Raw genomic sequence first — 228 nt, 5'->3', positions numbered from 1 at the left:
AAGAAGACCTGTACGCTGGCGAACTTGTCAGGATGATGGCAGCTCAAGCGTGCAGTCTCGTAACGTGCCTGAGCAGCCTCTGGCAGGTATTGTCGATGGTAGACGCGCTTGCGATTACTCTTCTTGACCTGATCTACTGTACCTCGCTTGATTTCATTATTAATGGTCTGCGTGCAGACGCCAATTTCAGCAGCAATCCAACGATTGGACTTCCCAGCTTGGCGGAAT

At 50.9% G+C, this 228-nt stretch carries 1 protein-coding gene; it reads right to left on the bottom strand.

The genetic code is table 11. The annotated features are described in order from the left end of the window. Positions 1 to 228: helix-turn-helix domain-containing protein (locus FD01_RS15830; protein WP_156647308.1), on the bottom strand; the 228-nt coding region annotated here is incomplete at both ends.

This window comes from Lacticaseibacillus manihotivorans DSM 13343 = JCM 12514 (assembly GCF_001435035.1).
Classification (GTDB): Bacteria; Bacillota; Bacilli; order Lactobacillales; family Lactobacillaceae; genus Lacticaseibacillus; species Lacticaseibacillus manihotivorans.
The sequence above is the reverse complement of the archived record's forward strand: the minus strand, read 5'-3'. Positions and strand labels throughout refer to the sequence as shown.